Genomic DNA, 22,792 nt, shown 5'->3' on the forward strand with positions numbered 1-22,792 from the left:
TCATCGGATCAACGCCCCAGACGATCTGGTGCCAATTCAGACCAACCCTGACCGCCATCCATTTCGTCAGCCAGGATTTCCGCAGTGACAGGACCAAGCGTGAACCCCTGATGACCATGACCGAAATGCGTCCAGAGATTGGGCTGATCGGGGACGCGCCCCACCACCGGCAGCATGTCGGGCATACAGGGCCGCCGGCCGGTCCACGGCTCGGCCTCGACCGGGGCGCCGATGTCGAACAGTTCCTTCGCGGCCTCTTCCCCGTGGCGCAGTTGCGGCGGCGTCATGCGTGGGTTGCGCGTCAACTCGGCGGCCGTCGCGATACGCAGGCCGCGACGCATGGGCGAAAGGACCACGGAATTGGCGAAATCGGCAATCGGATGCTGGGGCGGAACATCCATGTGGTAGTGGCGGTGATAGCCCCGCTTGTAGACCATTGGAACCTTCAGGCCAAAGCGCCCGAGCAACATCGGCGACCACGGGCCAAGTGCCACCACCGCATGTTCCGCCTGCGCTTCATCCGCGACCCAAGCGGCACCCTTGCGATGCAGATCGCCCGCATCGCCATTCAGGATGCGCCCGCCATTCTTCTGGAACAATGCCGCGTAGGCGGCGACCAACGCCCCCGGATCCGAACAGTTCCAGCTGTCGGACCAATGGGTTGCGCCTGCGACATCAACCCGGATCGCGGGTTCGGTGCGACGCAGCGCGGCCTGGTCAAGGATCGTCGCCTCGACCCCGAATTCAGTTTGGAACCTTTCAGCCACCACGCGGGCCTTTTCAAGTTTGGCGGTGGTGCGATGCAGTTCGATATAGCCGTTGCGGCGGATGATATTATCGGCACCCGCTGCCTGAATCAGCGGACCATGACGGTCGGTCGACTGACGGATCAAGCGCCCCCAGGTCTTGGACGCGCGCCGATGCGCCGCGGGCAGTGAATTGCGCGCATACGAAAACACGGCACTGGCCTGAGACAACAGGCCCGGAATGTTCCATTTCACGTCATATCCACGCCCCAGCGCGATTTGCAGCAGCGCGCCGGGCGCAAGTGGCATTGCATATGGTTCGACAGCTTCGGTCTGAATCAACCCGGCATTGCCATAGCTGGTTTCCCGCCCGGGCGCGTTGCGGTCTATGATCGTTACATCATGGCCGCGCGCCTGCAGCGCCAAAGCGGATGTGACCCCGACCATTCCCGCGCCAAGAACCAGAATCTCGGACATGACTGCCTCCTTGTCGAACCGTTGTTCGAGGGATGCAGATTCCGTCGCCTACGGGCAAGAAATTTCGCGCTTTCTTCGACTGTTGTCGAAAACTTTGCAAGATTCAGGCAAAAAGTTCGCGGCAGAAGGTCAAACCTTCGACAAGGGCGTCCACTTCGTCGGTGGTATTGTACATCGCGAACGAAGCTCTGGCGCTGGCATTGATTCCATAGAAATCCATCAACGGCATCGCACAATGGCTACCCGCACGAATCGCGATGCCTTTCTTGTCGAGAATGGTTGACAGATCATGGGCATGTGCGCCCTGCATCGTCATCGAAAAGATCGCACCCTTATCGGCTGCATCGCCCTGAATGCTCAGCCAGTTCAGTTTGCGCAGGCTGTCGCGCGCATGATCGCGCAGCTTGCGTTCATGCGCGGCAATGTTGTCCATGCCGACCTGCATCAGATATTCCAGCGCCGCGCCCAGACCGATCTGATTGACGATACCCGGCGTGCCTGCCTCGAAGCGCAAGGGCGGATCGGCATATTCGATCGCGTCGCGTGTCACGGTTCGAATCATGTCACCGCCGCCCAGAAACGGCCGCATCTCGGCCTGACGTTCAGCCCGGATCCACATCGCACCCGACCCCGACGGACCATACAGCTTGTGCCCGGTGATACAGTAGAAATCGCAACCGATGGCGCCGACATCAACCGGCATATGAACAGAGGCCTGCGATCCGTCGACCAGTACAGGCACATCGGTCCCCTGTGCGATCGCGGCAACATCAACGACCGTGCCGGTGACGTTCGACATATGCGTCACCGCGACCAGCTTTGTGCGCGGACCGATGGCTGCCAGAACCTTTTCGGGGGGCAGGCTGCCATCAGGCTCGGGCTCGACCCATTTCAGAACGACGCCCTGCCGTTCGCGCAGAAAATGCCATGGAACGATATTCGCGTGATGTTCCAGCACGGACAGGACAATCTCGTCCCCGGCCTGCAGCCGGGGTGCCGCCCAGCCATAGCTGACAAGATTGATCCCTTCGGTCGTCCCCGATGTGAAGATGATCTCGTCTTCACGGGGGGCCGACAGGAAACGCGCGATCGTGGCGCGAACACGTTCGTAATTGTCGGTCGCAAGATTGGACAGATAGTGCAGGCCACGATGAACATTCGCATATTCACCCGCATAGGCCGTGGAGATAGCATCGATCACTTGCCGGGGCTTTTGCGCGCTGGCGCCGCTATCCAGATAGACCAGCGGCTTGCCGTTGACCTCGCGCGAAAGGATGGGGAAATCCGACCGGATTTTCTGAACGTCGAAACTCATTGCGGAATCTCCGGAAACAGGCCCAGTGCCGCGGCAATCACGGACAGGGCAAAGCCTGCAAGGAATGCCGTCGCGATCAGGCCCAGAAACACTTTGGGACCGCTGCGAAACCCGTGCAGCGCCTTGGTGAAATGAACGGTCAGCCACAGGAACAGGGCGACCGCCAGAATGCCCAATATGCCCGCCAAGGGCGGCAGGACGAGTGTTGCAACCACTTGCACCGCCTGCACGACCAGCAACACCACCTCGATCCAGACGGTCAGCAACAATGCGTCGGCAAAGCTGCCCTGACCGCCACACAGGCGGCCAATCGTTGCCATCAGCCCAGCCGCCAGCACGATGGCACAAAGCTGCATCCCCGCCATCGCCAGTGGTTGCGCGGTCAGCGACAGCACCATTGCCTCGCCTTCAGGCAACGGAAACATCTGCGCCGAGATCCACGCCAGAATCGCGGACACAGCAACCGCCACGAACAGCGCCATCCAGCGGGCCTGCATCGGCAAACCCGTTCGCATCAGGACCGCGGCGGCACCTTCGGGATTGCGCAGGGTCAGCCCCAGCAAACCTTTCAGATCATCAAAGCTCATTTTCGCCTCGTCAGGGCTGATATTCCACCGAACCAGATACCCAGAAAACCGATCCCGGCCAGCATTTGCACTAGGGTCAAGGCCGCACCCGGTCCGATCATTCCCGCCACTATTCCCCAAAGCAGCATCGCGGGCGCGACTGCCAGCAAGGCCCAGAACAGCGCCAGGCGCGAATGTTCGGGCGCAAGCCGCCAGGGCGTGGCACGCATCATCAGCGACATGGCCGATGCCAGCCCATAGGCCAGTAGCGGCATCAGAAACATAACCGCCAACAGCGCCCCGCCCATCCGTGCATCAAAGGGCACCGAGGGGTCAAGCTGGGCCTCGCGCGCGCGCAGGGGGGCCTGTGCGATCAGAAAGATCAACATCGCAAGCATCAGGACAATCAGCTTGCCACTTTCCGGCATTGCCGACAGGCCCCGCACCACCCGGCGCGGAGCCCACCAGCTTTCGACGATCCGCGGCAGGATGCCGCCGCGCGTCACTGTTTGGCGCGGCGCGTCAGCCAAGCTTCCAACCGATCGTTGATCTGCTCGCGCAATACCTCGTCCTCGATCTCTTCCAAGGCATCGGCAAGGAAGGACAGCACCAGGAACACGATCGCCCGTTCATAGGGTACGCCGCGCGAACGCAGGTAGAACAGCGCGGTTTCATCAATCGCGCCCGTCGTCGAACCATGCGAACATTTCACGTCATCCGCATAAATTTCAAGCTCGGGCTTGGCCAGGAACTGGCTGGCTTCGTCCAGCAACAGCGCCTGACTGATCTGGTATCCATCGGTTTTCTGCGCACCGGGCTTGACCAGGATCTTGCCCTGAAACACGCCTTCCGCCCCGTTTTTCAGGACTTTCTTGAACACTTGCCGGCTTTCGCAGCGTTCGGCCGCATGAGTGATAAAAACCGTATCGTCGTGATGGAAGCGACCGACATTTCCATCGCCCAATGCCGCCGCGGCGATATGAGCGACCGCATCATCCCCGACGATATCGATCACCCCTTCATGACGCATCACGGTGCCATTGACTGACAGCGCAAAGGCTTTCAGCTGGGCCTCGGCTTCGACGCGCGCAAAGATGTGGGACAGGCCAACGGTCTGATGCCCGGCACGTTTGGACGTGATGTGATGCAGTTTGGCACCCTTGGCCAGATCCGCCTCGAGAACACCATTCGAGCGCGCGCCAACCATACCGGTTTCCAGCAGGGTCAGCTCGGCCCCGGTTTCCACCCGCACCACGTGATGCCAGTTCACATCCGCGGCCTCATCGGCACGGCGATGAATGACATGCACGGGTTTGGAGGGCTTGCCCGTGACGTGGATCAACACGCCATCGCGCGCCGCAACCGTGTTCAGCGCCGCAAAGGGGCGCTTGACCGGCGACTGTCCCGATGCCTCGAGAACGCCATACAAATCCCTTGCCCAGTGATCGCCCGCCGCATCGGCCTGCGCCAAAGTGTCAATCACGATCCCGTCCAGCGACAGGTCATCGGATGCTTCGGCGTCAAACTCGCCATCGACAAAGACCAGGGTCAGCTTGTCGATATCGGCGAACAACGGCGAATCCGGCGCGTTTTCCTCGATCGCCAGGGGGGCGGGACGCGCGGTGTTGAAGGCACGCGGATCGGTATAGCGCCAGTATTCGTCGCGCGGTCCGGGCAGACCCATATCGCGCAGACGTGCCAATGCTTCGGCGCGTGCACCGGCGGTGAACCCGCCGGCGGGCAGTGACAGCGCACCAAGCCGCGCTTCCAGGGCGTCAGCCGCCTTGGAGGCACCGCTGACCTGCGGCGTCACTTCCTTGGTCTGGACAGCAGTTTCGGACATCAGCCAGCCTCCGCCAACAGATCGCCATAACCTTCTTCCTCGACCTGCAATGCCAGTTCAGGACCACCCGACTTCACGATGCGGCCGTTGGACATGATATGAACAACATCCGGTTTGATATGGTTCAGCAGGCGCTGATAATGGGTGATCACCAGAAAGCTGCGGCCCGCGTCGCGCAGGGCGTTCACACCATCGGACACCAGGCGCATCGCATCGACATCCAGACCCGAGTCGGTTTCGTCCATGATGCACATGCGCGGTTCCAGCATGGCCATCTGCAGGATCTCGTTGCGTTTCTTCTCACCGCCCGAGAAACCCACATTGACCGGACGCTTCAGCATCTCGGCGTCGATCTGCAGGTCTTTCGCCTTGGCGCGCACCAACTTCAGGAACTCGCCCGAGGACAGCTCCTCCTCACCACGGGCCTTGCGTTGCGCGTTCACGGCGGTACGCAGGAAGGTCATGTTGCCCACGCCCGGAATTTCAACCGGGTACTGGAACGCCAGGAACAGGCCGGCGGCGGCGCGTTCTTCGGGGTCCATGTCCAGCAAATCCTCGCCCTCAAGCGTCGCACCGCCTTCGGTCACTTCGTAACCGTCGCGGCCCGAAAGCACATATGACAGCGTGGATTTGCCCGAACCGTTCGGACCCATGATGGCATGCACTTCGCCTGCGGGAACCTCCAGGCTCAGACCCTTCAGGATCTGCTTGTCCTCTTCTTCCAGCTTGACGTGCAAGTTGTCGATCTTCAGCATTTTTACCTCATCAGATGGTGTCGGCGGTGCCGGCCTCCGGCACCATCATCATTTTGTTGTCTGCCCGGATCGGGCCGTTACCCAACCGAGCCTTCCAGCGAAATCGCGACCAGCGACTGCGCTTCCATGGCGAATTCCATCGGCAGCGCCTGCAGGACCTCGCGGCAGAACCCGTTCACGACCAGCGCGACGGCCTCTTCCTCGTCCATGCCGCGCGACCGGCAATAGAACAGCTGATCGTCATCGACCTTGCTGGTCGTCGCCTCGTGTTCGACGCGGCTGCTGGTGTTCTTGACCTCGATATAGGGCACGGTATGGGCGCCACATTTATCGCCGATCAGCAGGCTGTCACATTGCGTATAGTTGCGGCTGTCGCTGGCACGCGGATGCATGCTGACCAGACCACGATAGGTGTTCTGCGCCTGCCCCGCCGAAATCCCCTTGGACACGATGCGCGAACGCGTATTCTTGCCCAGATGCACCATCTTGGTGCCGGTATCGGCCTGCTGCCAGTTGTTGGCGATCGCGATGGAATAGAACTCGCCCTGCGATTCATCGCCGCGCAGGATACAGGACGGGTATTTCCAGGTGATGGCCGAACCGGTTTCCACCTGCGTCCACATCACCTTGGCCCGTGCCTCGCGGCAATCGGCGCGCTTGGTCACGAAGTTGTAGATTCCGCCCTTGCCGTTTTCGTCGCCGGGGAACCAGTTCTGAACGGTCGAGTATTTGACCTCGGCATCTTCCAGAATCACGATCTCGACCACGGCGGCATGCAGCTGGTTGGTGTCGCGCTGCGGCGCGGTGCAACCTTCCAGATAGCTGACATAGCTGCCCTTGTCGGCGATGATCAGCGTGCGCTCGAACTGGCCGGTGTTTTCCGCGTTGATGCGGAAATAGGTCGACAGCTCCATCGGGCAGGTGACGCCCGGCGGGACATAGACAAACGAACCATCCGAGAACACCGCGCTGTTCAACGTGGCAAAGAAATTGTCGGATTGCGGCACGACGCTGCCAAGGTATTTCTTGACCAGTTCGGGATGCTCGCGGATCGCCTCGCTGATCGAACAGAAGATGACGCCGGCCTTGGCCAGTTCATCCTTGAAGGTGGTGCCGACGCTGACCGAATCAAACACCGCGTCGACAGCGACCTTGCGACCTTCGGCCGGGGCCTCGTCCGCGCCTTCGACGCCTGCAAGGATCATCTGTTCCTTCAACGGAATGCCCAGCTTTTCATAGGTGGCCAGAAGCTTGGGATCGACCTCGTCCAGGGATTTCGGCTTTTCTTCCATGCTTTTGGGGCGGGCATAGTAATACTGATCCTGAAAATCGATTTCAGGATAGTTCAGCATCGCCCATTTTGGTTCGTTCATCGTGACCCAGCGGCGATAGGCCTCAAGCCGCCATTCCGTCATCCATTCCGGTTCATTGTTCTTTTCCGAAATCAGACGGACGATATCTTCGTTCACGCCCTTGGGGGCGTATTCCATCTCGATCTCGGTATCCCAGCCATACTTATAGCTGCCCATGTTCTGCACGGTTTCGACCGTTTCACGGTCGACGCCTTCGCGTACATCAAGATCGGTGGGCTCGGTCATCTCTTGTCCTTCCTGAGGCGAGGCGTCGCGCCTAGCCATTCCTGTCGCGCCAGCGTGAATACGCGGTTTCCCACGCATCCGCAAATCGGTTCATCTGATCATCGGCCAAAGCCGGGCTTATCGAGATCCGTATAGCTGATTGCGCCTGCTTATCATCAAATCCCATTGCCTGAAGAACACCGCTGGCCCTGACTTTTCCCGATGAACAGGCAGATCCCGCCGAAACGGCATATCCCGCCAGATCCATCTGCATGACCTGCGTTTCTCCTTTCCACCCTGATGTAAGAATGCAAGTGGTATTCGGCAAGCGGGGCGCGTCCTTTCCGGCAATCACGACATCCGGGCGCCTATCCATCAGCCGCGCCTCAAAGGCGTCACGCCGTTCTGCGACCATTTCCCACAAGCCGGCCTCAAGATCGCGTTGGGCCGCCTGTGCCGCGGCCGCGAAGCCTGCAATTCCAATCAGGTTTTCCGTTCCCGCGCGACGACCCTGTTCCTGGCCACCACCGCGGATCATGGCTTGCAAATCAGTGCCTTTCTTCAGGATCAAGGCACCGACCCCCTTGGGACCGCCAAGCTTGTGCGCACTGACGAAACCAGCCTCCACGCCCAGCCAGTTAAACGCCAGCGGAATTTTCCCGAAGGCCTGCGTCAGATCGCTGACCGCCAATCCCGCCGGCAGCGACTGGATCACGCCGGTTTCGCTGTTGGCCAATTGCAGGCTTGCGCGCGACGGATCATCAACCCGCACCAGCCCCTGCGCAGAGACGGGCAATATCTCGCGGCACCAGGCCTTGACGGCATCATGCTCGATGGCGGCGCAGGCAAGATCGCGATGCGCAAGAACCATCGCCGCGGCCTCGGTCGCCCCCGAGGTGAAAATCACGTCGGCACCATCGGCGCCCAGCGCCTGAGCAACGCCTTCGCGCGCATGTTCCATCGCCATCTTTGCATTGCGACCCTCGGCATGCACCGATGACGGATTGCCGACCCGATCCATCGCCGCCATCATCGCGGTCCGGGCCTCGGCGCGCAGCGGGGTGGTTGCGTTCCAATCCAGATACAGACGGTTCACTGCAAGACCTCGGAAATCTCGCGCGCCAGCCGGATGGCCACATCGGCCTTTGGCATCCGCGGCCAGCTATCGGCACCGGTTTCGCGAATAATCGTGACAGTGTTCTGTGGCCCGCCCATGACACCGCTATCCGGGCTGACATCATTTGCGACGATCCAGTCACATCCCTTGCGGCGACGTTTGGCGGTCGCGTTCTCGACCACATCATCGGTTTCCGCCGCAAAGCCAACCACCAGTTCTGGCCGTTTCAACCCAAGACGACTGACCCAGGCAAGGATATCGGGGTTTTCGGCCATCTCGAGCGCGGGCGGCTGACCTGATCCGTCCTTTTTCATTTTCTGGTCGGTGGCGTTGGTCACGCGCCAATCCGCAACGGCGGCGGCCATCACCGCGACATCGGCCGGCAACGCCGCCTCGACCGCATCGCGCATCTCGCGCGCCGTCTCGACCTGCACGACATCCACCCCATCGGGCGGGGCAACGCTGGCGGGCCCCGACACGAAGGTCACTCTTGCGCCAAGATCGCGCAGAGCTTCGGCGATGGCCCTGCCCTGAGCCCCGGACGAGCGATTGGCAATATATCGCACGGGATCAATCGGTTCATGCGTCGGCCCCGATGTCACGATGGCATGGCGCCCCGTCAACGGACCGCGCTGAACCTTGGTTTCCGGCAACAGCTTCAGCGGCCCCGCCCCCACGGAAACCGCTGTGGGTGACAGCGCCGAACGAATGGCCGCAAGGATGTCATCTGGTTCAGACATGCGTCCTGGCCCGAATTCACCACAAGCCATGTCCCCTTCATCGGGGCCGATAACTGTCACCCCGTCGCGTCGCAGCAGGTCCAGGTTGCGCTGTGTTGCCGGGTGGTTCCACATCCGCACATTCATCGCCGGTGCGATCAGCACGGGTTTGTCCGTTGCCAGCAACAGCGTCGAGGCCAGATCGTCGGCCAGACCAGTGGCCATCTTGGCCATCAGATCCGCCGTTGCCGGCGCAACCACCACCAGATCGGCATTGCGCGACAACTGGATATGGCCAATTTCGGCCTCGGTCGAAATATCGAACAGCCCTTCATGCGCGGCCTCGCCCGCCAGCACCGACACGGTCATCGCAGTGGTGAACTGACTGCCTGCCCTGGTCAGCACCGGCGTCACCGCCAGACCCTCGGCGCGGATCAGCCGGATCAGCTGAGGCAGCTTGTAGGCGGCGATTCCGCCACCGATGATCAACAGGATACGCTTGCCGTTCATATCGCCCCCGGAAATTCTAGCCGACAGATAATGCGACGAACGTCAGGTCGCAAGGAAGCGACACGTATTAACCCTTCCTTAAACACGGCGCGTTAACCAATTCGCAGTCACTTGCGAGGAACATGATGGTCGCCATCGCCTATTCGGTAGCGTTCGAAGGAATCGAGGCAAGACTGGTCGAAGTGCAATGCTCGGCCTCTCCCGGTCTTCCGGGGTTTTCGATCGTGGGCCTGCCCGACAAGACCGTCAGCGAAGCCCGCGAACGGGTCAAGGCCGCCTTCGGCGCGTTGTCCATCGCCATGCCCAACAAGAAGCTGACGGTCAATCTGTCGCCCGCAGATCTTCCCAAGGAAGGCTCGCATTTCGACCTGCCCATCGCCTTGGCCGTGCTTGCCGCGATTGACATCATCCCCGCCGACGAACTGTCCCGCTGTGTCAGCATGGGGGAACTGGCGCTGGATGGCAGGCTGGTGCCCGTGACCGGTGCGCTACCTGCCGCCATGGCGGCGGCCGAAGACGAGCGCGCATTGATCTGCCCAGCCGCCAGCGGACCCGAGGCCGCCTGGATCGATGCCGTGACCGTCTTTGCCGCAGGATCTTTGCGCGCAGTGATCGATCATCTGGGCGAACGCAAACCCATAGCACCCGCGAAGCCCGGCTTGCTGTCCGGTGCGTTGCCGACCACCTGCCTGTCAGAGGTCAAGGGCCAGGAGCGCGCGAAACGGGCACTGGAAATCGCCGCGGCGGGGCGTCATCACATCCTGATGGTCGGACCGCCCGGCGCGGGGAAATCCATGCTGGCTGCGCGTCTCGTCGGGCTGATGCCGCCCTTGACGCCCACCGAGGCGCTTGAAACATCGATGATCCATTCACTTGCCGGAACGCTGCGCGATGGGGGGATTTCTTGTCACGCACCATATTGCGACCCCCATCATACCGCGTCCATGGCTGCAATCGTGGGCGGGGGACGAAATGCCAAACCCGGCCAGATCAGCCTCGCCCATAACGGCGTCCTGTTCATGGACGAATTCCCGGAATTCTCGCGGCAGGTTCTGGAAACCTTGCGCCAGCCCATCGAAACCGGAGAGGTCGTGATTGCACGCGCCAACAAACATGTGCGTTATCCCTGTCGCTTCCTGCTGGTCGCCGCCGCCAATCCTTGCCGATGCGGGCATCTGGCCGATGCGGCGCGGGCCTGCGCCAAGGCGCCCGCATGCGGCGGGGATTACATGAACAAGATTTCCGGGCCATTGATGGACCGCTTTGATCTGCGCCTCGAACTGCCTGCGGTCAGTTTCCTTGACCTTGAGCTGCCGGCCAATGGTGAACGCAGCCCCGACATCGCCGCGCGGGTTGCGGCGGCCCGCGACATCCAGCGCGACCGCTATCGCGATCACCGCAAGATCGCGGCCAATTCCGACGCAACCGGATCGCTGCTGGACCAGATCGCCGCACCTGATCGCGAGGGGCGTGATCTTGTCATGAAGGCATCGGAAAAACTGGGGCTGACGGCACGCGGATACCACCGAATCCTTCGCACTGCACGCACCATCGCCGATCTGGACCAATCCCGGAACGTCTGCCCGCGACATCTGGCCGAGGCGATCAGCTATCGCCTGCCCTTCGTTGCCGGCGGTTAAGCGGCGGCGACCTTACGCTCGATCGCTTCCCAAATGGCTGCAGTCGCGTTGATTCCGTCGAAACGTTCCAGCTCTTGCAGACCGGTGGGCGAGGTGACGTTGATTTCGGTCAGCCAGCCGTCGATGACGTCGATCCCGGTGAAGAGCAGCCCCTTTTCGCGCAGGACCGGGGCGATCCGCTCGCAGATCTCGCGTTCCCGTTCCGTCAGGCCCACTTTTTCGGCGCGCCCCCCAACATGCATGTTCGACCGCGCCTCGCCTTGTTGCGGAACGCGATTGATCGCGCCAACAGGTTCGCCATCAACCAGAATGATCCGCTTGTCGCCGTTGACGACTGCGGGCAGGTATTTCTGTGCGATCATCGGTTCGCGGTTGATCCCTGCGAATGTTTCCAGCAAGGCGGAAAGGTTCGGATCGTCAGGGCGCAAATGGAACACCCCGGCACCGCCATTGCCATAGAGCGGCTTCACGATGATGTCGCCATGACGTTCGCGAAAGGCGCGGAATGCAGCCGGATCGCGCGCGATCATCGTCGGCGGCGTCAGATCGGGGAAATCCAGAACCATCAACTTTTCGGGGCAATTGCGCACCCAGAATGGATCGTTGACGACCAAGGTCTCAGGATGCACCCGATCCAGCAGATGTGTCGATGTGACATATCCCATGTCGAAGGGCGGGTCCTGACGCAGCCAGATAACATCGAAATCGCGCAGATCCACCTCGGCCCAGTCGCCGAACACGGCATGATCGCCCTGTTTGCGGCGCAGGGTGACAGGCCGGCCACGGGCAAGAACCCGGCCTTCATCATAGCGCAGTTGGTCCACCGTGTACTGAAACAGCCTGTGACCGCGCGCCTCGGCCTCCAGCCCGATGCGGAACGTGCTGTCCGCGTCGATCACGACATCCTCGACCGGGTCCATCTGCAAAGCTACGTAAAGGCTCATGCCACGCTCCTGATATGCGCTCACCTGCTTGTCACCCGAAGCTATTTGGGATGCAAGAGCCGCTACTCAAGTGGTATCGAATGCATTTTCAATGATTTCGACCCGTCCGGCCGCATCGACCAACGCGGCATCAAAGCGCATCTCGGCGCACACGTCATCAGGACACAAGCTGCTGAATTCAGCCGCAGCCCGGCAGATCCGGCGCATCTGCGCCTGCCCCAAACGCTGCGCGGCCAGTTGATGGGTTCGCGCCTGCTTGACCTCGATGAACACGGTGCAGGCCCCGATACGCGCAATCATGTCGATCTCACCACAGGTTCCGCGCCATCTGCGATGCAGGATTTCGGCACCCGACATATCCAGATGCCGCGCCACGCAATCTTCGGCCAGGGCGCCCGACAGATTGGCCAGCGCCCCCCGGTTGCGGCGCGCGACAGGTGCGGTGCCAGCCTGGTCGGACATCAGCCCCCCCCTTCATCGCCCTTGGCCAGCGCAAGCGCGGCCTGATAGACATCGCGGCGCGGCAGGCCAAGTTCTGTCGCCACCTCGCGCGCCGCGTCCTTGACGGTCATCCGGTCCAGCCGTGACAACAGCGCATCATGCAGATCCTCTGGTTCCACCTCGGCCGGAGACGCCCGGTCAAGCAACATCACCACCTCGCCCTTCAGCGACGACATGCGGGGATCATCGGCAAGTTCACGCGCCGTGCCCCGAATGACCTCTTCGAATTTCTTGGTCAGTTCGCGCGCCACAACCGTCACGCGGTTCGGGTCTATTTCGCATAATTGTGTCAATGTCTGGTTAACACGACGCGGGCTTTCGAACAGGATCACCGTTGCATCCAATGCCGACCATTGGCGCAACCACGTCCCCCGCGCAGCCTTGGTCGAGGGCGGGAAGCCTGCGAACAGAAATCTGTCACTGGGCAAACCCGAAAGGCTCAGGGCGGCCAGAGCGGCCGAAGGGCCAGGCAGGGCATGGATCCGGGCACCTTCGGTCGCCGCGTCACGCGCCAGCCGATAACCCGGATCGGCAACCAATGGCGTTCCGGCATCCGATGCATAGGCGACACTGGCACCGTCATTCAGCGCCTGCATCAGCGCAGGACGCGCCCGGTCGGCATTGTGGTCGTGATAGGATATGATGCGCCGCCCGCGCAGCGGCACCCCGTGAATATCCATCAGGTGACGCATCACCCGCGTGTCCTCTGCGGCCAGCAGATCGGCACTGTTCAGCACATCAAGCGCGCGCAACGTAATGTCGCGCGCCGTCCCGATGGGGGTGGCGACCAGATACAGCCCCCCTGCCAGCCGGTCATTCTGGATATGGGCCGGCAGGCGGCGCGCTGGTTCGATCTCGGGTCTGTCATTCATCGCGTTGTTCCTTGCCGCGTCGAAGCCTCGGACAATTGCCAATCAAGAGCGTTCCCAATAGGCTGCATCCAGCCTGACCGGCACAAGTTCATTTTTCAGGGAAGTTTCACATGTTCGCATCTGCCACAACCCGGCCCGGCCTTGGCCTGCGCCGCGCGATCCTACGCGCAGGGGCTGCGGTTTCCGCATTTTTCCTTGCTGCCTGTGACCCTGCCGGCATGGGCCAGCAGGCAACGGGCCCCAGCATTGGCCAACAAATTGATCCCAGCCAACCCCTGCGCGTAGCACTGCTGACGCCCGGAGGAAGCGGCTCCGAGAATCTCGAATGGCTGTCGCGCAGTCTGAAAAACGCGGCCCGCATGGCTGCGGCGGATGCTCAGGGAGCCACGATCGACCTTCAGATCTATGACACTGGCGGCGACACAGGCCGCGCGGTGGCCCAGGCCAATGCCGCGGCGGATGCAGGCGCGCAAATCATCATCGGGCCGCTTTTCGCCGAAGCGGCGAATGCCGTCGGGCATGCAATGCGCCCGCGTGAAATCAACGTGCTGTCTTTCTCGAACAACTCGGAAATCGCAGGCGGCAACGTCTTTATTCTGGGCAACAGCTTCCAGAATGTCGCCGACCGGCTGGTCAGCTATGGCGTGAAGAACGGCAAGCGCAATGTCTATGTCGTGGCCGAAGATGACATCGCCGGGCAAATCGGCGGACGTGCCATCGAAACGGCCATCGCCCGCAACGGCGCGCGTCTTGCCGGGCGCACCAACCACCCGGTTTCGGTCAGCGGCATCGACGCAGCCACCCCCCAGATCACCGCCGCGGTCAGTTCGGGCCAGGTGGATTCGGTTTTCATGACCGCAAACAATCAGGCCGTATTGCCTTATCTGACCGAAAAACTTGCCGCTGCCGGCGTGACAACACAGGTGACGCAATTCATGGGTCTGACGCGCTGGGACCAGCCAGGTTCGCGGATTTCATTGCCGCAACTGCAGAACGGCTGGTTCGCGATCCCCGATCAGGGGCTGCAGTCACAATTCGAATCGCGCTATGCCAGCGCCTATGGCGAACAACCCCACGAGCTGGCCTCGCTGGGGTATGATGGCGTCGCCGCGGTGGCCTCGCTCGTGCGGGCGGGCAAGAAGAACGCCGTCACGACCGCTGGCCTGACGCAGGGTTCGGGCTTTGCCGGTGTCGGCGGCATCTTCCGGCTTCGCCCCGATGGCACGTCCCAGCGTGGCTTGGCCGTGGCGACGATTCGCGGCAATCAGGTTCTGATCCTTGACCCCGCCCCCAAAAGCTTTGGCGGCTTTGGTTTCTGATCTGGCGCATGGCAGACTCGACCACCCAAACCCAAAGCGCCCCGGCACTGCCCGGGGCGCATGAATTGTTCAGCCCCGAAATCTTTCTCGAGGCACTGGATGCGCGGCTGGCGGATCTGCACGACCCCCGCGAGATCCGGAAAGCCACGGTCGCGCTGCTGACAGACGCCCGCAACGCGGCCATGGCGGATCTGGAAGCGGGCTTTGCAACCCATCCGCGCGCCGCGCGCGAGACCGTGCGCGCCATCGCCAGCATGACCGACGGCATCGTGATTGCCATCCATCATGTCGCGACGACGCGGTTGCATCCGTTGCAAGCCGGATCCGAAGGCGAAAAGCTGGCGGTGCTGGCTGTCGGCGGCTATGGTCGGGCCGAAATGGCACCGGCCTCTGATGTCGACCTGCTGTTCCTGACCCCCTACAAGATCACTGCATGGGCGGAAAGCGTGGTGGAATCCATGCTTTACATGATGTGGGATCTCAAACTGAAAATCGGGCATTCGATCCGCAGTGTCGATGATTGCCTGCGACTGGGCGCGGGCGACATGACCATTCGCACCTCGCTGGTCGAACACCGTCTGGTCACCGGCCACGCCCCGCTTGCCCAGGAATTGCGCGATCGGCTGTGGTCCGAACTGTTTGCAAAGACCGTTCCCGAATTTGTCGAGGCCAAGCTGGAAGAACGCGACGCCCGTCACAAACGCCAGGGCGGACAGCGCTACGTTCTTGAACCCAACATCAAAGAGGGAAAAGGCGGCCTGCGCGATCTGCAAACGCTGTATTGGATCGCAAAATACATTCATCGCGTGGATCGCGCCGTCGAACTGGTCGATCTGGGCGTCTTTACCCGTGACGAGCATCTGGCATTCTGGCAGGCCGAGGATTTCCTGTGGGCGGTGCGCTGCCATCTGCACCTGATCGCGGGACGGCCCGCGGATGTTCTGTCCTTCGACATGCAGGTCGAGGTCGCCCGGCGCATGGGCTATCGCGACAGCTCGGCGCGCCGTGGCGTCGAATATTTCATGCAGGATTATTTCCGTCACGCCACCCGCGTCGGCGAACTGACGCGCGTATTCCTGACCGTGCTTGAATCACGCCATGTCCGCAACGCCCCCATCCTGGGACGCCTGTTCCGCCGCCGCCGCAAGCTGAAGGCCGGTTTCGTCGATCAATATGGGCGTCTGTCAATCGCGGATGAAGCCGAATTTCTGGCCGATCCGCTGAACATCCTTCGCCTGTTCGAAGAGGCGCTGCGCACCGGAATCCTGATTCACCCTGACGCCATGCGGCTGGTTTCAGCCAATCTGCAACTGATCGACGATGGCGTGCGCAACGACCCCGAGGCAATCCGCATCTTCATGGACCTGCTGTTGAAACACGGCAATCCCGAACGCTCGCTTCGCCGGATGAACGAACTTGGCGCATTGGCCGCCTTCATTCCCGAATTCGAACCCGTCGTGGCGATGATGCAGTTCAACGTGTATCACCATTTCACCGTGGACGAGCATTCGATTCAATGCGTGGCCGCCCTGGCCGCGATCGAACGTGGCGAACATCCTTCGGACCTGCCGCTGTCCTCGGAAATCATGCAGGCAGGCATCAACCGCCGCGTTCTGTATCTGGCGACATTGCTGCATGATATCGGCAAGGGCCGGCCCGAAGACCACTCGATTCTGGGCGCAAGGATCGCGCGCCGTATCGCGACGCGCTTTCGTTTTCCACAGGATGACATCGACACCGTGGAATGGCTGGTGCGCAACCACCTGCTGATGTCCGATGTGGCCCAGAAGCGCGACATTTCTGACCCCCGCACGCTTCGCGATTTTGCCAAGGCCGTCAAGACACGCAAGCGGCTGGACATGCTGCTGGTCCTGACCGTCTGCGACATTCGCGGTGTGGGTCCGGGCACGTGGAACAACTGGAAGGCGGCCCTGCTGCGCAAGCTGCACGAAGAAACCGCACGCGTGCTTGAAAACGGCATGGAAGAGCTGAACAGGGATCGCCGCCAGAACGAGGCGAAGCGATCATTGCGGCACATGCTGGTCGCCAATGGCTGGGAGGCACGCCAGATCCGCACCGAACTGGGCCGCCATTACGACAATTACTGGCCGGGTCTGCCCACAGAAACACAGGCGGCCTTTGCTGAACTGCTGGATGGAATCGGGGCCGATGACATCCGCATCGACCTTCGGGCGGATCACGACCGCGATGCGACACGCGCGGCCTTCGTTCTGGCCGATCACCCCGGCATCTTTTCGCGCCTTGCCGGCGCTCTGACCCTGATGACGGCCAATGTCGTCGATGCCAGAACCTATACAACCCGCGACGGCTATGCGACTGCGGTCTTCTGGATCCAGGATGCCGACGGACGCCCGTTCTCGGAAGACAAGCTGCCGCGCCTGCGCCAGACCATTCTGCGCACGCTGATGGGCGAAATCGTTGCCCGCGAGGCCTTTGCAAGCCGTGACAAGCCCAAGAAACGCAATCGCGAATTCCGTTTCCCGACACATATCACCTTCGACAACGAAGGAAGCGATATCTACACCATCATCGAGGTCGATACCCGCGACCGTCCCGGATTGCTGTATGATCTGACGCGCACGCTTGCGGCCAATCACATCCAGATCGTCAGCGCCGTTATCGCGACCTTCGGGGCGCAGGTCGTAGACAGTTTTTACGTCAAGGACATGTTCGGATTGAAAATGCACAGCGAGTCCAAGCGCGACCAGCTGGAAAAAAAGCTTCGGGCCGCGATCTCGGACGGGGCAAAACGGGCAGAGGCATAGAGCAACATGAAATCCGGTTTGGTGCGCGGGTTCCTGTCGGTGGGAATCTGGACGTTCATTTCGCGCGTGTCGGGCTTTGTGCGCGACATCCTGATGGCTGCGTGGCTGGGCACCGGACCGGTGGCAGAGGCGTTTCTGATCGCGCTGTCCTTGCCCAACATGTTCCGCCGCTTTTTCGCCGAGGGGGCCTTCAACACCGCATTTGTGCCGATCTTTTCCAAGAAGCTCGAAAATCGCGACGATGCACGGCGCTTTGCCTCGGAAGCATTTTCAGGCCTGTTCACGACGGTGCTGTGCCTTTCGGCGGTGGCGATGATCTTTATGCCGGTGCTGGTCTGGCTGATGGCATCGGGGTTTCAGGGGGATGAACGTTTCGATCTTGCGATCGAATACGGTCGCATCACATTTCCCTATATCCTGTTGATTTCACTTGCATCCATGATTTCAGGGGTTCTGAACGCCAATGGCCGCTTCACGGCCGCGGCTGCGGCACCGGTCTTGCTGAACCTGTTGTTCATCCTGGCGATGGCGCTTGGCCGCTGGCAAGGTTGGGATCTGGGGCTGACGCTGGCCTGGGCCACTCCGGTCACAGGAATATCGCAGCTTGCGCTGGTCTGGTGGGACGCCCGCCGCACAGGCTGGGTATTCTGGCCCCGTCGCCCTCGCCTGACACCGGATATGCGCCGTTTGCTGGCCGTCGCACTACCCGCGGCTTTTGCCGGGGGGGTGGTGCAATTGAACCTGCTGATCGGCCGGCAGGTCGGGTCGCGTTTCGAAGGGGCCATCGCCTGGCTTAGCTATTCTGACCGTCTGTATCAGCTGCCGCTTGGCGTGGTGGGCGCCGCAGTTGCGGTTGTGCTGTTGCCGGAACTGGCGCGTCGCGTTCGCGCCGATGACCATGCCGGCGGTCAAGCCGCCTTTTCGCGCGCAACCGAGTTCGGCCTGTTTTTGACCCTGCCCTCGGCCTTTGCCATTGCGGTCATTGCCGAGCCGATGGTCGCCACCCTGTTCCAGCGCGGACAGTTCACCGCCCATGACACCGTGCAGACCGCGAATGCATTGATCGTCTATGCCCTCGGCCTGCCGGCCTTTGTACTGCAAAAGATCCTTCAACCGCTTTACTTCGCGCGGGAAGATACCAGGTCGCCCTTTCGCTTTGCCTTGCTGTCGATGGTGGTTAACGCCGTGATTGCCTTTGGCCTGATGCCCTTTATCGGTTTTCTGGCGGCTGCGCTTGGCACCACGATTGCGGCCTGGATCATGGTGGGCCAGCTGTGGCTTGGCACCCGTGCCATGGGACAGGCCGCGCAAGCCGATGCACGGCTGTTGCGCGCCGTCCCGCGTATGGTGCTGGCCTCGGCGATGATGGCTGCGGCGCTGTGGTTCACCAAAGGCTGGCTTGCAGCGGCCGAAATAGGCCGCATTCCCGGTCTGGCGATCCTGGTATTCGGCGGGGCAGCGCTGTATTTCGCACTCAGCTTTGCAACCGGCGCGTATCGCCTGTCGGAACTGAAGGCGGCCGTCAAACGCTCGCGCTAGGGGTCAACGCTGGCGGATGTGGCGCAGGGCGCGTGCCACGCCGCCATCCACAAGCAAAAAGCTCAGCCCGAACCCAACGGCGAATCCCGCGATTTCGGCAATCCAGCCATAGCCTGCATTCCCGAACACCACACCGAACACCAGCTGGAACAGCAGCAGCATCCCGATCAGGGTAAAGGCACGCAGCCGGTTCGCGTTTGTCGCCGCCAACCTTGCCCAAAGCAGGAAGGTAAAGGCGCCGACCAGTCCGTAGACAGCAGGATATCCGCCAATCAGTGGCGCGGGGCGTCCCGGCAGCAGCGACATCGCGGCAGTATAGACCAGCGCCCCGCCCGCAGCCGAACCAAGAAACAGCGCGATCACGGCCCAGGGGCGGAACTCTCGTCCGACAAGATTGCCCAATGCCAGGGTGAAGGCCAAAACGAACAAGGCATGTGTCAGCGAGGTATTCACGAAGCTATAGGTCACAAGGCGATAGACCTGATCCCAGTCGACGACCCCGACCGACCACATGCGCTGCACCATTTCAGGGGCAAAAGCCGTCATCTGCATCGCCGACAGCCGCAGGCCGATGCCCTCGGCGCCGCCGACAAGGCCAAGCCGACCAAGGCCGAAGACAAATTCGCTGGCGATGATCGGCAACGCCAGCAACCAGACCGCTGGCGGCAGCGGGTTCAACGGGGATTCATTCAGGCCATCGCGCATCTGTTTTCCTTCACGGTTGCGAACGCTGCGGGCAACAGCTAAGCCAGCCACACAGAAAATCCAAGCAGGCCAGACATGAGCGAGACGACCAATCCGGGTTTCACGCCCCGCATCTTTTCGGGAATCCAGCCGTCGGGCGGACTGACCCTGGGCAATTATCTCGGGGCGCTGAAGCGTTTTGCCGCCTTGCAGGGCGAGCAGTCGGAAACCATCTATTGCGTCGTGGACATGCACGCGATCACCGTCTGGCAAGACCCCGAAGCCTTGCGGATGCGCACACGCGAAGCCGCGGCAGCCTTCATGGCCTCTGGCGTGGATCCTGCCCAATCGGTTCTGTTCAACCAAAGCCAGGTGACCGCCCATGCCGAACTGGCCTGGTTGTTCAACACCGTTGCTCGCGTCGGCTGGATGTATCGGATGACCCAGTTCAAGGACAAGGCCGGCAAGAACAGTGAGAATGCCAGCCTCGGCCTGCTGGCCTATCCGGCATTGATGGCGGCCGACATCCTTGCCTACCAGGCAACCGCCGTTCCCGTGGGCGAAGATCAGAAACAGCACCTTGAACTGACCCGCGACATCGCCACCAAGTTCAACCATGACTACGGCGTCAACCACTTCCCGATCACCGAGCCGCTGATCGAAGGGGCTGCCACGCGTGTCATGTCGCTGCGTGACGGCAGCAAGAAGATGTCGAAATCCGATCCCTCTGATGCCAGCCGTATCAACCTGACGGACAATGCCGATGCCATCGCACAGAAAATCCGCAAGGCGCGCACCGATGCGGACCCCCTGCCCGGCACCGTCGAAGGGTTGCGTGACAGACCGGAAGCCCGCAACCTGATCAACATCTTTGCCGCGCTTGCGGATGAAAGCCCCGATCAGGTTCTTTCCCGGTTCGAGGGGCAGGGTTTTGGCGCCTTCAAACCGGCGCTGGCCGAGGTGGCGGTGGCGAAACTGTCCCCGATCACGGCAAAAATGGCCGAATTCATGGATGACCCCGCCGAAATCGACCGCATTTTGGGCACAGGCGCCGAGCGCGCCGCCGCGATCGCCACCCCGATCCTCGATCGCACCAAGGATATCATGGGCCTGCTGCGCAGCCGTCCCTGACACCCCGAAAGCACATCAGGAATATGCCGCCGCCGCACTGCGGCGGCATTTCCGTTTCGCAACAGCTGCGCGAAAAAGCCGCAGGCAGGGGTTGCGATCAGGCGATATTTCCGCCTATCAGCCCCCATATCGCGCATGGACCCGGTGAGATTCCGGGTGGCTCTTCCGGCCGCTGATCCGCCGGATAAACCGAACCTAAACTTAACAATACCGACGCGGTCGCCTTGCCACCGCATCGGTCGGGAACGGATTGTTCATGTTTTCTTTCGACACCTATAAACGCCAATGGACCGGAAATATCCGACCCGACCTGCTGTCGGGGCTGGTTGTGGCGCTGGCCCTGATCCCCGAAGCGATCGCCTTTTCGATCATTGCGGGCGTTGACCCCAAGGTCGGGCTGTATGCCAGCTTCTCGATCGCGGTCATCACCGCCATCACCGGTGGACGCCCCGGCATGATCTCGGCCGCGACCGCCGCCACCGCTGTCCTGATGGTCACGCTGGTCCGCGATCATGGGTTGCAATATCTTCTGGCCGCGACGGTGCTGGCCGGCCTGATCCAGATAGGTTGCGGCTTGCTGAAGCTGGGCTTCGTGATGCGCTATGTTTCGAAATCGGTGATGACCGGCTTTGTGAACGCGCTCGCCATCCTGATCTTCATGGCGCAATTGCCGGAACTGGACCCGCGCAACGTGCCGATGATGACCTATCCGCTGGTCGCGGTCGCGCTGGCGATCATCTATCTGTTTCCGCGCATCACCCGGGCCGTTCCTTCGCCTCTGGTGACGATCATCGTGCTGACATCGCTCAGCATGCTGTTGGGCTGGGATGTGCGCACCGTGGGCGATATGGGCGAATTGCCCGACACGCTGCCGATCTTCCTGATCCCCGATATTCCGCTGAATCTTGAAACGCTGCGCATCATCCTGCCCTATTCTCTGGCAGTGGCGATTGTCGGCCTGCTGGAAAGCCTGATGACGCAGAACCTCGTGGATGAGCTGACGGATACGCGTTCGAACCGCAATCAAGAATGTATCGGTCAGGGTCTGGCCAATACCGCGACGGGCTTTATCGGCGGCATGGCCGGTTGCGCCATGATCGGTCAATCGATGATCAACGTGAAATCGGGGGGGCGCGGCCGCCTGTCGTCATTCGTGGCCGGGGTGTTCCTGCTGATTCTGGTGGTGGGATTGGGTGATCTGGTCAGCCAGATCCCGATGCCCGCGCTGGTGGCGATCATGATCATGGTGTCGATCGGGACGTTCAGCTGGTCGTCGATCAAGAACCTGCGCACGCATCCGCGCTCGTCCTCGGTCGTCATGCTGGCGACTGTCGCAACGGTTGTCTACACGCATAACCTTGCCATCGGCGTGCTGGTCGGCGTGTTGTTGTCAGGCATCTTCTTCGCCGCCAAGATCGCACAGCTGTTCAGCGTCAGCTCGACGATTTCGCCCGACGGGCGCGAGCGTCGCTATGTGGTGCAGGGGCAGTTGTTCTATGGCTCGGTCGAAGATTTCATGGCGGCCTTCGATTTTCGTGAGGCGCTGGACAAGGTGATCATCGATGTCAGCCGTGCCCATATCTGGGATATCAGCTCGGTTCAGGCACTGGACATGGCGATTTTGAAATTTCGCCGCGACGGGGCCGAGGTCGAACTGGTAGGCATGAACGAAGCCTCGGAAACCATTGTCGACCGGCTGGCGATTCATGACAAGCCGGGCGCAATGGACAAGCTGGCGGCGCATTAGGGAG

Annotated in this window: 19 protein-coding genes and 1 other annotated feature; of the genes, 6 read left to right on the forward strand and 13 right to left on the reverse strand. The window is 61.4% G+C overall.

The window, feature by feature from the left end:
• Positions 1-8 precede the first annotated feature (8 nt).
• From PAF17_RS08180 to coaBC, 9 genes are all read right to left on the reverse strand, one after another.
• Positions 9-1,223, reverse strand: coding sequence for an NAD(P)/FAD-dependent oxidoreductase (locus tag PAF17_RS08180; RefSeq protein WP_271888608.1), 1,215 nt, complete (start codon positions 1,221-1,223; stop codon positions 9-11).
• A 103-nt stretch (positions 1,224-1,326) separates the two neighbouring features.
• A complete protein-coding gene (locus tag PAF17_RS08185; protein ID WP_271888609.1) occupies positions 1,327-2,538 on the reverse strand; it encodes an aminotransferase class V-fold PLP-dependent enzyme in 1,212 nt (403 codons plus the stop codon).
• Positions 2,535-3,125, reverse strand: a complete 591-nt coding sequence (locus PAF17_RS08190; protein ID WP_271888610.1) for a YIP1 family protein — start codon at positions 3,123-3,125, stop codon at positions 2,535-2,537. Before PAF17_RS08190 ends, PAF17_RS08185 begins: the two co-directional genes overlap by 4 nt.
• The gene (locus PAF17_RS08195) at positions 3,122-3,634 is read right to left on the reverse strand and encodes a hypothetical protein (protein ID WP_271888611.1); all 513 of its coding nucleotides are present in this window, start codon (positions 3,632-3,634) and stop codon (positions 3,122-3,124) included. The genes PAF17_RS08190 and PAF17_RS08195 overlap by 4 nt, the downstream gene beginning before the upstream one ends.
• Positions 3,607-4,947 carry a SufB/SufD family protein gene (locus PAF17_RS08200; protein ID WP_271888612.1) on the reverse strand — a complete coding sequence of 447 codons (1,341 nt, stop codon included), beginning with the start codon at positions 4,945-4,947 and terminating at the stop codon, positions 3,607-3,609. Before PAF17_RS08200 ends, PAF17_RS08195 begins: the two co-directional genes overlap by 28 nt.
• On the reverse strand, positions 4,947-5,702 hold the full coding sequence (gene sufC / locus PAF17_RS08205) for a Fe-S cluster assembly ATPase SufC (protein ID WP_271888613.1): 756 nt from the start codon (positions 5,700-5,702) through the stop codon (positions 4,947-4,949). Before sufC ends, PAF17_RS08200 begins: the two co-directional genes overlap by 1 nt.
• Before the next feature lie 77 nt (positions 5,703-5,779).
• Positions 5,780-7,300, reverse strand: coding sequence for a Fe-S cluster assembly protein SufB (sufB, locus tag PAF17_RS08210; protein WP_271888614.1), 1,521 nt, complete (start codon positions 7,298-7,300; stop codon positions 5,780-5,782).
• 31 nt (positions 7,301-7,331) lie between these two features.
• Positions 7,332-8,375, reverse strand: a complete 1,044-nt coding sequence (locus PAF17_RS08215; RefSeq protein ID WP_271888615.1) for a cysteine desulfurase family protein — start codon at positions 8,373-8,375, stop codon at positions 7,332-7,334.
• Positions 8,372-9,625, reverse strand: a complete 1,254-nt coding sequence (gene coaBC / locus PAF17_RS08220; RefSeq protein ID WP_271888616.1) for a bifunctional phosphopantothenoylcysteine decarboxylase/phosphopantothenate--cysteine ligase CoaBC — start codon at positions 9,623-9,625, stop codon at positions 8,372-8,374. Before coaBC ends, PAF17_RS08215 begins: the two co-directional genes overlap by 4 nt.
• A gap of 125 nt (positions 9,626-9,750) precedes the next feature.
• Between coaBC and PAF17_RS08225 the strand changes: the two genes are divergently transcribed.
• A complete protein-coding gene (locus tag PAF17_RS08225) occupies positions 9,751-11,265 on the forward strand; it encodes a YifB family Mg chelatase-like AAA ATPase (RefSeq protein WP_271888617.1) in 1,515 nt (504 codons plus the stop codon).
• Here the strand turns inward: PAF17_RS08225 and gshB are convergent.
• From gshB to rsmI, 3 genes are all read right to left on the reverse strand, one after another.
• Positions 11,262-12,209 (reverse strand): glutathione synthase, encoded by a 948-nt coding sequence (gene gshB / locus PAF17_RS08230; protein WP_271888618.1) that lies wholly within the window; start codon positions 12,207-12,209, stop codon positions 11,262-11,264. The genes PAF17_RS08225 and gshB overlap by 4 nt on opposite strands.
• Before the next feature lie 66 nt (positions 12,210-12,275).
• Complete coding sequence (locus PAF17_RS08235) at positions 12,276-12,671, reverse strand: YraN family protein (protein WP_271888619.1); 396 nt, start codon at positions 12,669-12,671, stop codon at positions 12,276-12,278.
• The gene (rsmI, locus tag PAF17_RS08240) at positions 12,671-13,582 is read right to left on the reverse strand and encodes a 16S rRNA (cytidine(1402)-2'-O)-methyltransferase (protein WP_271888620.1); all 912 of its coding nucleotides are present in this window, start codon (positions 13,580-13,582) and stop codon (positions 12,671-12,673) included. Before rsmI ends, PAF17_RS08235 begins: the two co-directional genes overlap by 1 nt.
• A gap of 110 nt (positions 13,583-13,692) precedes the next feature.
• On the opposite strand from rsmI, the gene PAF17_RS08245 reads away from it, so the two are divergent.
• The 3 genes from PAF17_RS08245 to murJ are packed head-to-tail and all read left to right on the forward strand — an operon-like array spanning position 13,693 to position 19,226.
• Positions 13,693-14,901 (forward strand): penicillin-binding protein activator, encoded by a 1,209-nt coding sequence (locus tag PAF17_RS08245; RefSeq protein ID WP_271888621.1) that lies wholly within the window; start codon positions 13,693-13,695, stop codon positions 14,899-14,901.
• 8 nt (positions 14,902-14,909) lie between these two features.
• Positions 14,910-17,687, forward strand: a complete 2,778-nt coding sequence (locus PAF17_RS08250) for a [protein-PII] uridylyltransferase (RefSeq protein ID WP_271888622.1) — start codon at positions 14,910-14,912, stop codon at positions 17,685-17,687.
• 6 nt (positions 17,688-17,693) lie between these two features.
• The gene (gene murJ, locus PAF17_RS08255) at positions 17,694-19,226 is read left to right on the forward strand and encodes a murein biosynthesis integral membrane protein MurJ (RefSeq protein WP_271888623.1); all 1,533 of its coding nucleotides are present in this window, start codon (positions 17,694-17,696) and stop codon (positions 19,224-19,226) included.
• 3 nt (positions 19,227-19,229) lie between these two features.
• On the opposite strand, the gene PAF17_RS08260 is transcribed toward murJ, so the two are convergent.
• Positions 19,230-19,931 (reverse strand): rhomboid family intramembrane serine protease, encoded by a 702-nt coding sequence (locus tag PAF17_RS08260; protein ID WP_271888624.1) that lies wholly within the window; start codon positions 19,929-19,931, stop codon positions 19,230-19,232.
• A 75-nt stretch (positions 19,932-20,006) separates the two neighbouring features.
• Between PAF17_RS08260 and trpS the strand changes: the two genes are divergently transcribed.
• On the forward strand, positions 20,007-21,041 hold the full coding sequence (gene trpS, locus PAF17_RS08265; RefSeq protein WP_271888625.1) for a tryptophan--tRNA ligase: 1,035 nt from the start codon (positions 20,007-20,009) through the stop codon (positions 21,039-21,041).
• Between the two features lie 134 nt (positions 21,042-21,175).
• Positions 21,176-21,231: a sequence feature (sul1 is cis-regulatory element that is thought to sense ions involved in sulfur or methionine metabolism; They are found in Alphaproteobacteria), on the forward strand.
• 66 nt (positions 21,232-21,297) lie between these two features.
• Positions 21,298-22,788, forward strand: coding sequence for a SulP family inorganic anion transporter (locus PAF17_RS08270; RefSeq protein ID WP_271888626.1), 1,491 nt, complete (start codon positions 21,298-21,300; stop codon positions 22,786-22,788).
• Positions 22,789-22,792: the final 4 nt, after the last annotated feature.

The organism is Paracoccus onchidii (genome assembly GCF_028294535.1).
Taxonomy (GTDB): Bacteria; Pseudomonadota; Alphaproteobacteria; order Rhodobacterales; family Rhodobacteraceae; genus Paracoccus; species Paracoccus onchidii.